The sequence below is a fragment of the Paenarthrobacter sp. 10N417 genome (genome assembly GCF_056394745.1).
The window spans coordinates 128781-136583 of the sequence record NZ_JBFTIL010000027.1; the positions used below are offsets into that span (position 1 = coordinate 128781).

The window sequence follows — 7803 nt, forward strand, 5'->3', positions numbered from 1 at the left end:
ATGCAGTGATAATTGGTCAGTAGGGTAAGGATCAAGTGCTGTAGATGGGGAAAACGTGGCGACATTCGGGTATTTGGTCTATCTCCTACGAGCAAATGCTCCCCACAGATCGCGGGCCTTGTACCGTTTGACCTCCTGCGGCCCTGGCTCTCATGACCTCCTGGACGTCCTTCATAAGCAGGTAACTGAGCTGGGAGAGGATTACCACTCCGATGAAAGGTCAGCGGACGGCTACCGCATTCGTGAAGCGGACCGTGCCGGCCGTTCCCTCTGGCTGCGCATCAACAAGGGCCCCGAGGGTGGACGCGGAGAGACGTACGACACCGAAACGGGCATCTCCGTCGATACGAACGAACGGACCGCACTCCTAAGCGGCCTTCGCAGTCAAATATTCATCCCCTCGGACAGCTACTTCGGGCTGTTATTTGTCGAGCGCATAGGCGTAAGGAATCTCAAGGAACTGCTCTATACGAAGGCGATGAAGCCATCCTCGCACTACATGGAGGCGGTCATTCGAGTCGAAGCTTTCGCTGAGAGCGAGGACTGGCGGCGGGAACTTCAGACTCAACAGGCTCTCCGAGTCTCGGAAATTCTCTACTCCGCGGAAGGCGGGCAGGATGACTCCACACCTCAAGACACCGTGGTCAGGGTCGACACGGAGGGCCCTAGACTTAGGCGGGCAAGCCAGGGAATCAAAACTCTCATCACTGACCGGCTGTTTAGGCGTGACAAAAAGCTAGATGCTCTGGCACGGATCGCACCCGTCGAAAACCGACGCAAGATCGTGGATGAAAAGAACTCCGAAAATGGTCATACCGTCTACAAGCAAGCCCCAAGATCAGTATTCACAGTCCAGGACGAGGCCGAATATCAGGCTCTTGTGATGGAACTAGTCGAACTGGAAACAGCAGAAGAATCCGACGTCGATCTGAAAGTTGCGCTGGAGGCAGTGTCGCCAGTCAACCGCGAACACCTGAAGACGAAGCGCTTCGAGGTAGGTATTGGCAACGAGCGTCCAGAGAAGACCTTCGTTCTAGAAGGAGATGCGATGCCTCAATTCGTCTACGAAACCGGGGCGCGGCTCGCAGACTTCCAGCTGAGGAACCTGTGGGAAACGCACGCGGCAAAAATCCTGAGGAACCGCGGCGTGCGCCTACCAGCAGACTGGTTGCAGGAATCAAACCCAGAGCAGTCGAAGAACGAGTGAGGCTGACCCTTGGGTAAGCATTGGGGTCTAAGGATGGTCGTTGAAGACCATATTGAAACGTGGAGCTCCGCAGTTGGTCCTCAACAAAGAATCGAGCATCGCCGCGCTGCATTCAAGTACTTCGGCATTCCCACCGTCCTGGCACTGCCGTTCCTGTTCTTCCACTTCCGGCTACAGGGAATAGGACAACTGCTCAGCGGCGTGACCATTTTTACTGCCCTGCTATTCGGACTGCTAGTACTGATGTTCAACACTGGAATCGCCGTGCGTAAAGATGCTGCCGTGTTCGACCACGCGCACGACCTGAAGTTGGTCATATCTGATCTGCGGGCCAACGTAACGTACGCGGCAGTCGTCGCCGTGTGCCTTTCGCTCCTCCTTGCCGTCGCTGCTGCCGTGACACCGCCGCCCTCGGCTTCCGACCCAATCGGAGGGCTTGCCTGGTGGTGGACCCCCCTCTGCGTCTGGCTTTTCACACATTTGGGCCTGACAATGCTGATGGTCCTTAGGCGGCTCAGAACTGCATTCAACTACGTGTCGCGCTGAATGGAGACGTCACTACTATCGGCGTTAGCAAAATCCCGGAAAATACGGAATGAGGTACAACCTGGCGACCGTTTCGGCGACTCAGGCCGTGATTCGTTGGAGGATTTTCTATCCTGATGTGGGGGATTACCGTTTCGAGTCAGGCCGCCTGTGAAACCATTACTCCTTGGCGCGCAGCATTATCCGGGGCGAGGATGCTCAGCCTGTAGTCGGACTGGATCGGATCAACGCGGGCAGGCAGATGGCGAGACCGCGAGCAGGCCCGGAGTTCTTCCAACGCGTCGGGCTCGATCCGGGCCCGGGTCATATCGAGCTCCAGGGACATGCCCGCGGTGAGCGAGTTGGCGCGCTTCATCACGTCATAGAGGCCGTGGACGCTTTTGGATGTTACATGGCCCTGCGCGGCAACCTGGGCCTTGGCGCAGTCGAGGTCCACCCGGACCAGTACCCGAAGCTTGTCTGTCGTCACGAACATCTCTCCGCTCTAAGTCGGGTGCCACGACGCTGTGGCGCCCCGAACAACCATAGACGAAATGTGATCCACGCAACACATCTGCCGGTGCTGGATATTTCCACGGGCCCACGACGAGCGACGGCCCGTGTCGGCCTAAATGTGGCAACGCTGACGTGGGGTTTGCCATGCAAAGTGAGGCAGCTCCTGCCGCAGCTGTCTCCCTTGAGGTGGTAATTCCGTATGCATCCCGGTTGCCGCGAGGTGCGTCTGGTCGGTAGCAAAGGCGGGTCGGCCAGTCGCGCTGCAAAATGCGGCGAGCAAGGATTCTTGGGCGGATGACGAATTGGGACCTTCCTGCACGGGTGCGAGCTGACAATGATGACAACTTCAGCCTCGAGGACCTTCATCGGCCGATCCCGCGCAGAGCAGTGACGTGGGCAGGGCAGCCTCCTCTAGCCAATACGACACGAAACCAGCCCCTCTCTTGATTCACGGTGAATCAAGAGGTTAGACTGGCACCCACGGGAGAGGAGCACCGATGATCACCATGGACAGCAACCTCGCTGCAATGCATCATCAGGCGCTACAGCGTCAGGCCCGGCACCGGGTGGATTTGCTTGACGAGCTTCGGGCGGTTCAGAACGTGGCAAAGCGGAACTTCAACCAACGAGACATTGCCGAGATCCTAGTAACCAGCCAGGCAAAGGTTCATCGCATGCTGAAGGCGATCGAACGCCGGAACGGAAATCTCGATCTTGATCCCGAGGAAGTGATTCTCCGTGCGTTCGCATACGACACGCCACGGGAGAAGCTGGTGGCTGACTTGAAGGCCTTCACCTTCACCTTTGGGGAACAGGCGCCATATCCGCACGAAGGACGGCTGTCAGGGACTTGGGATCAAGTCGTCACGGCCGTGGCTCAGGGCTTCCTCAATGAAACAGAATTCAATGAGGTAAGGGCGGCTGTTGGCCGCTGATCAGGAAGAAGTTCATTCCGCGCTCACAGAGCTATATGCACCAGGCGGAGCCCTGAATCAACCGCCGGCCCAGCTGGTCGCCTACTTTGATGATCTGGCTGTTATCCGTACCGCGAAGGCCTACATGAGCCTTCAGGGCGACGTCTCGGTGGGCGGGCATGCGGTGGTGGTAACCGCTGGCCCTCCTGGTGCGGGCAAAACAGAAGCTCGTGGCACGATGGCACTGAACGGTTATCGGGTCATAGATCCCGATGTGGCCAAAGACCTGCTGCTCAGGGATGCGGAGGCTCACGGGCTGCTGGCGTATAGGAATTCACACCTCTTGCCCGACGGCAGGCCGGTGGGCGTCCGTGAGTTGGCCGCCCATATTCATGCCATCTCGACCCGGACAACTGACCTCGTTCGACAGTTGGCGTTGGCAGCAGGGGAAAACGTCGTTATTGACGGCACTCTGTCATGGCGGCCTCTTATCGATGTTTACCTGGACGAGCTATTCAGTGCCGGGTACGAAGACCTGGAGGTTGTGGACGTAGAGGCTCCACTGGATGTTGCACTTGAGCGTGCCAGAACCCGGTGGTGGACCGGACGGCAGGACGACCTGGAACTCGGAGGCAGATTTGTACCCGTTCACGTCATCGAAAGTTTTTACGCCGATCACACATGGCAGTCATCCTGTGCAGCCAATGCTTTGATCCTGGCTGAACGCGCAGCCGACGAATTGGGTAACGGCAAGCTTCGCCGGTTTGACGTTGATGCGAGAACAGGGGCAGTGACCCTATCCTCTGAGACGGTCTTCAAATAGGGCAGTTGGACGCGACGCGAGTAGCGCGTAAGCGGCGGGAATGATAGCCTACCTATGATAGGAAAACATGTCCTGTCATACGCACAACCTGACAACCTTACATAATAACTGTTATCGGCGAAATTCTGGTCTTGTAATGACCATAATTCAGACCTACAATTGAGTCATGCAAACTCTACCGCTTTCCGCCGTTAAGGCCAGGCTGTCCGAGCTCGTGGACGCCGCGTCGGTGACCCATGAGCAGGTGGTCATCACCAAGAACGGCGTTCCCGCGGCCGTGATCATCGGAACCGACGAATGGGAGGCGCTGCAGGAAACCCTGTTCTGGCTCTCCCAGCCCAATATCCGGGAAGACCTTGCCCAGGCCGGGAATGACATCGCCGAGGGCAAAGGCCTCACCGAGGAGCAGATCCGGGCAGAGTTCGGCGTCCCCAAGCACCAGGGCTGAGCGCCGGTGGCGTACGAGGTCATTTTCTCGCCCACGGCACGCCGGGACCTGCAGGGCATGCCGCCCCGGATCCTGCCTGCCATCATCGAATTCGTGTACGGCGATCTGTCCAGAAATCCACAGCGGGTAGGCAAAGCCTTGGAGCGGGACCTGGCCGGCTTCCACTCCGCCAGGCGCGGGCCCTACCGCGTCCTGTACTCCATCGACGAGGAACGCGGCAGCATCAGCATCCTCCGGGTCGACCACCGTGCCGACGTGTACCGGCCGAGATAGTCTCGAACGCACCGGGAAAAGCGTAGTGTCCGACTCGATCTTCAACAACCCATTGACGGACGTTCAGCTCGGCGTGCTTGATCTCCCGGCGGATGGTGTTCAGGCTGCGCTGAGGGCGGAACGTTCCCTCTGGCTCTTGGCCATTCGTCGTGCTTCCCATCGCCGAGATTGTTAAAATAAATGTCAACCGTGTAATTTGCAGCCGGGTACTTAAGGGGGATGTTTTGACCGCTATCGTCAATGTCGTACATGAACCTGACGAGGCCGGACCGGGAGCTATCGGTTTCCTCTCAGCCGTCCAACGCGTCATCAAGTCGTCTCGTCCCTCCACGGAGGCAGATCTGCTCTGCGCCGCCGCCTGCCAGTTTTTGCACCGTCGGCAACGCGCCAAATCTGGGGATATTCGTCAAGCGGTTTTAGAGATGTGGCCAGGGAGCAAGCCTACTCAGGAGCAGATCGACACGGCTTTGTCCCTCGCCAAAGAACTGGGATTAGCCGGCCTCAACGAATTCGCAGAATGGTTCTTGACCGCAGATGGACTCGCCGACGTTCAACGTCATGGGGGTTGGGTGACCAGTCTCCGTGAGCGCGTCATGGCAGACCTCAGAGTTCGAAGCCGTGAAGGACTGGGATACGAACCAGACAGCACCGAGGCCGCGCTGTGGCTAAACCAGCTCGTCAGAGCCCTGATCGCGGGAATCGAAAAGTCTCAATCGGCTTATCTAGGGGAAGTGGAGCAACTCATCCACGGCCAGATCGCGCCCAGAGAGGTCAAATCCACTGACATCCTCAGCTACCTCGACGACGTCAGTGACAATGCGGAGGTAGTTGAACTACTCAAGTCGCTGGCTCTCGCTGCTTTGGATCCCCTGGACTCGTTCGGAAAGGAACTCGTCAGCCTCATCACGACAGGCTGCATCCTTCATTCTTATGTTTCCGGGCGCTCCGGTGCTGAAATTACGAGCGAGATTGGAAGCCCCGGGGGTCAACGAGCGGTTTTGGATACCCCCGTGCTGCTCTCGCTGGTTGGACGGAAGGCCGACCGGCGTGACACCGAGCTGACGATCCGAAGTGCAGCTGCAGCTGGTTGGGATGTCGTCGTTTGCAGGCATTCACTCGATGAACTCGACCAACTGCTGCGCCGAGAAATTCCGGCGGTCCAGAAGCGCGTTCGGGAAGCCCATGATCGAAATACCAGGGTCGAGTTTTACGCGGCACTGGTCGAGGACCAGATCCACGGCATTTGTATCTCAGCGCTGAAGGATGGCACGTACAAGAACCTGAGCGAAATGCTGACGATGTGCGAACGTTTGGAAGATGATTTGGCCTCGTGGGGTGCGACTGTCAGGGACCACAACAATGACCGGTCTCCCGACCGATTCTCCAGATGCGTCACTGCTCTGCAGGAGCAAATCGACAAAGGCCCGCGATCCGGCCGCTCTACTCGGGTCATTGAACGAGACGCGAACACCATGGCAATGACTTGGAGGCGCAGAAGCCGCGAACAGTCAAAGAACTGGCCCGGAGCTTGGGTTATTACTAGTGATCGCCAGATGGCCCTGGCCTATGCCTCCATTTCGTCGGACCGGGTTTCGCTGACTCTGAGCCTGCCCCAATGGACGACCGTCGTATCGATAAGTGCCCCCGTGGAAGATCTGAGAGGTCTTGCCACAGCAGCGGCTGGTCAGTTCGCCGAAGAAGCAATGTGGCAGCTACCCGCACGTTTTCCCGGGGACTTTGCGATGACTCTCGCTGCGCAGCTCTCCCCAAACCAAGGCGGGTCGGACATGGATCTCAGGCATGCACAAATGATGCTTTCCCTACCAGAGATGCTCGATGAGTTGGAGGCCAAGTCATCATCCACCGCTATCGCAGCTGCCGTCCTTGCTGCTAGGACCAAGCGGGTTGACGCGATGATGCATCAGGAGAAGGAACGCCACAATGACGCTTTCGCTCGCGTTACCGTCGAAGCCAGCGAGGCACATCAGGAGGCTCTCGAGGCAAGAATACGAGAACTCGAAAAGGAGAAAGAGAACGCCGAATTGGCAAGCCAGCTATCTGACGCGCGCGCAGAGGCCGCCGCTTCCGATAAAGCTCTGACAGAGTCCAAAGTCAGAAACCGGCGCGTGCTTTGGAGTCTCGCTCTGTGCGCTCTCACCGCAATCTTTCCAGTGGCTGCGTTACTGATGAACAATAGCCTCGGAACCTTAGTAGGCCTCGTGTCGCTGGGAGGAATGATCACTATAGCGACACGATGGTGCCGTGAGCTCAAACTGGCCCTGCCCATCCTGGCCTGGACGGCGATAGTAGAAGGTGTAGGGTTCGTTTCAGCGCTGCTGCCCATGCTGGGGATCGGCCGGTCAGGCTAGCAAATCTTGCCTTCGAACCGGTAAGCAATCGCGTCAGAGTCGTTGGGTAGTCGTGGGGGTCGACCCAAGGCCCACGTCCAAGAGTCACGAGTAATCACGACCGCGCTGCTCTGCCCAATCCGGCCAGCCCTGCCGTGAGGTAGCATCATCTTTTCTCGTTGAAGGCGAATGGCCGCGAATTCGAGCTTCGGCGGCCGCCGGATGCACGATGCCCGGCTGGCGCTCATCTGAGGCTCAGTACGCAGGAGCTCGTATTCTGCGCTTCGGGCGGCGACCCTCTCGGTCTTTTCCGCCCAGTGACACGGCAGTGTTGGTTTCGTGCTTGTGAGCAGACAGCCGGCGACACGATGTGGCAAGGATCCGCGAGTCGGTAGCCTCGCGGTTCAATTCTGCGAGACGCAAGATTTCGATGTTCCAAGCTGTCCAGAAGCACGCTACGGGATCGGTTACGGGCACTCGAGGTGACACTTGGCGCTGCGAAAATGCCGCCATTTATCGGCCGCGGTTCGCATTCTTCGGAGGTTGGCCGCGGGTTGTCCCAGAAACGGGCGTTTGTTTTGTCATCCCTTCGCGATGAATCTAGCCCTGATTTTTCATGACGGTGGGGTTGGCCGTTTTTTCGGGCGGGCGGGTTGATGGGCGGTTGTTTTCTGTTTCCGGGCAGGATGGTGTGGCCCGTTGGATCGCTCGGGGTTGGCGCCGGTTCCACTTCCGGTGATGGGGCTGGT

8 protein-coding genes are annotated in these 7803 nt (G+C 58.2%); 7 read left to right on the top strand and 1 reads right to left on the bottom strand.

What is annotated here, in order from left to right:
• Window positions 1-55: 55 nt before the first annotated feature.
• Together AC1DCM_RS24195 and AC1DCM_RS24200 are read left to right on the top strand one after the other, a co-directional pair.
• Entirely contained in the window at window positions 56-1207 is a 1152-nt protein-coding gene (locus AC1DCM_RS24195; protein WP_477520015.1) for a hypothetical protein, read from the top strand.
• Window positions 1208-1240: 33 nt separating this feature from the next.
• Complete coding sequence (locus tag AC1DCM_RS24200; protein ID WP_477520016.1) at window positions 1241-1753, top strand: hypothetical protein; 513 nt, start codon at window positions 1241-1243, stop codon at window positions 1751-1753.
• A gap of 139 nt (window positions 1754-1892) precedes the next feature.
• Here AC1DCM_RS24200 and AC1DCM_RS24205 read toward each other — a convergent pair whose 3' ends face one another.
• Window positions 1893-2222 (bottom strand): hypothetical protein, encoded by a 330-nt coding sequence (locus AC1DCM_RS24205; protein WP_477520017.1) that lies wholly within the window; start codon window positions 2220-2222, stop codon window positions 1893-1895.
• A 523-nt stretch (window positions 2223-2745) separates the two neighbouring features.
• Between AC1DCM_RS24205 and AC1DCM_RS24210 the strand changes: the two genes are divergently transcribed.
• The 5 genes from AC1DCM_RS24210 to AC1DCM_RS24230 all read left to right on the top strand — a co-directional run bounded on the left by AC1DCM_RS24210 (window position 2746) and on the right by AC1DCM_RS24230 (window position 7075).
• Complete coding sequence (locus AC1DCM_RS24210; protein WP_477520018.1) at window positions 2746-3183, top strand: hypothetical protein; 438 nt, start codon at window positions 2746-2748, stop codon at window positions 3181-3183.
• Entirely contained in the window at window positions 3173-3985 is an 813-nt protein-coding gene (locus AC1DCM_RS24215; RefSeq protein WP_477520019.1) for a P-loop nucleotide/nucleoside kinase family protein, read from the top strand. Before AC1DCM_RS24210 ends, AC1DCM_RS24215 begins: the two co-directional genes overlap by 11 nt.
• Window positions 3986-4151: 166 nt before the next feature.
• Entirely contained in the window at window positions 4152-4433 is a 282-nt protein-coding gene (locus tag AC1DCM_RS24220) for a type II toxin-antitoxin system Phd/YefM family antitoxin (protein ID WP_477520020.1), read from the top strand.
• Window positions 4434-4439: 6 nt separating this feature from the next.
• Entirely contained in the window at window positions 4440-4706 is a 267-nt protein-coding gene (locus AC1DCM_RS24225) for a type II toxin-antitoxin system RelE family toxin (protein ID WP_477520021.1), read from the top strand.
• Window positions 4707-4855: 149 nt separating this feature from the next.
• Window positions 4856-7075 (top strand): hypothetical protein, encoded by a 2220-nt coding sequence (locus tag AC1DCM_RS24230; protein ID WP_477520022.1) that lies wholly within the window; start codon window positions 4856-4858, stop codon window positions 7073-7075.
• The last annotated feature ends 728 nt before the right edge of the window (window positions 7076-7803 follow it).

Excerpts from the sequence above, each read along its gene's own strand:
- AC1DCM_RS24200 (WP_477520016.1), top strand. The coding sequence starts at position 1,241 with ATGGTCGTTGAAGACCATATTGAAACGTGGAGCTCCGCAGTTGGTCCT.
- AC1DCM_RS24210 (WP_477520018.1), top strand. The coding sequence starts at position 2,746 with ATGATCACCATGGACAGCAACCTCGCTGCAATGCATCATCAGGCGCTA.
- AC1DCM_RS24220 (WP_477520020.1), top strand. The coding sequence starts at position 4,152 with ATGCAAACTCTACCGCTTTCCGCCGTTAAGGCCAGGCTGTCCGAGCTC.